Annotated in this window: 1 protein-coding gene; it reads right to left on the reverse strand. The window is 72.0% G+C overall.

All coding sequences use genetic code 11. The features are described from left to right. Window positions 1-59: 59 nt before the first annotated feature. Window positions 60-1,049, reverse strand: a complete 990-nt coding sequence (locus ACWGKU_RS17860; protein ID WP_452178565.1) for an aldo/keto reductase — start codon at window positions 1,047-1,049, stop codon at window positions 60-62. Window positions 1,050-1,810 lie beyond the last annotated feature (761 nt).

Genomic DNA, 1,810 nt, shown 5'->3' on the forward strand with positions numbered 1-1,810 from the left:
CCCACTCCCCCGCCGGGCGGGGGAGTGGGCGGGGGCCGCCGTGACGTCGGACCGGTCGGTCAGCGGTTCACCGCCCGCATGCCGTCCTCGTCGTAGCGTTCGCCCGCCACGTCGGGCAGCTCGGCGTCGATGCGGGCCAGGTCGTCCGCGGTGAGCTCGACGTCGACGGCGCCCGCGTTCTGGTCCAGGTAGGTGCGGCGCTTGGTGCCGGGGATCGGCACGAGGTCCTCGCCGCGAGCCAGGACCCAGGCGATCGCCAGCTGGGCAGGGGTGACGTCCTTCTCCGCGGCGATCTCGTTCACCTTCTCCGCGAGCTTGAGGTTGGCCGCCAGGTTGGCCCTGGTGAAGCGCGGGTTGGTGCGGCGGAAGTCGTCCTGGTCCAGCTCGTCCGGGGAGCTGAAGCGACCCGCGAGGAAGCCGCGGCCGAGCGGGGAGTACGGCACGAAGCCGATGCCGAGTTCCCGGCAGGCGGGGAGGACCTCGGCCTCCACGTCCCGCGTCCAGAGCGAATATTCGCTCTGGACGGCGGTGACCGGGTGGACGGCGTGGGCGCGGCGGATGGTCTCCGCGCTCGCCTCGCTCAGCCCGATGTGACGGACCTTGCCCTCGGCGACCAGTTCGCCGAGGGCGCCGACGGTCTCCTCGATGGGCACGTTCGGGTCGACCCGGTGCTGGTAGTACAGGTCGATGTGGTCGGTGCCGAGCCGCGCGAGCGAACCGTGGACGGATTCGCGGACGTGCTCGGCGGAGCCGTCCTGGCGGCCCACGGTCGACATGTCGCCCGGTACGGCGCTGTCCATCCGGTAGTTGAACTTCGTGGCGATCACGTACTCGTCGCGGTGTCCCCGGACGGCCTCGCCGACCAGGGACTCGTTGGTGAGCGGTCCGTAGACCTGTGCCGTGTCGAGGAAGGTGATGCCGAGGTCGAGAGCGTGCCGGATGGTCGCGGTGGCCTCGTCCTGGTCGGCCGTGCCGTAGAAGGCGGACATCCCCATGCAGCCGAGGCCGATGGCCGATACCTGGAGGTCCCGCAGACTGCGCTGTCGCACGTGAGCTTCCCTTCGTCTCGTCTCTGCCGTGGCCCGGCGCCGTCGTGGCGCCCCGGTCCGGGTGACCGGTCGGCCCCGTTTCCCTCGGAGCGGACCCTACGGTGCCGGTGCCCTCCGGAGGCGGACCGGCACGGCCGGCTGCGGGCACCCGTGCACGGTGGGCCCACAGGTGTGGCCCTCCCCGACCGCGGCGTCCGTCACCGGTGGTGTCGGCGAGGAAGCGGGGATGCCTGTCGGCACGGCGCCTCGGCGAAACCCCGCACGCCGGTCACGGCGTCTGCTGTTTTTCGTCAGGCCGGGCCTGGGCCGCTCGCCCGGATTGACCTGGATCACCGGCGCCTTTCGGTCGCGCGATCATTTTCGGCCGTAATCGAATCCTTGACGGTTCGCGCCGCATTCGACCCCCCTATCCTCGTGCCCGATCGCAGCTCTGTCGGAGCCAGGCGATACACGCACGGAATTCCCGCCCAAACCGCCCACGATGGGGGATCGTCAACTACCGGAACGGCCTCTGCCTGGACCTCGCCGGCTGGGCCGGCGACGGAAGTGACCGGGCCAACGACCTGCCCCTGACCGTTTACCCCTGCTACGACAGTTCGTGGCACGGCGGCGTCTACGACGGCTACGACGACCACATCTGGCGTTTCGCCGGCTGATCCCACGCCAACCCGTCGAGGCCGCCCCCGCCGGGGGTTGCGGGGGGGGGGGGCCCCCCCCGGGCCCCCGGGGGGGGGGGGGCCCCGGGGGGGGCGGCGGGCCAG

It is taken from the genome of Kitasatospora sp. NPDC054768 (assembly GCF_053612025.1).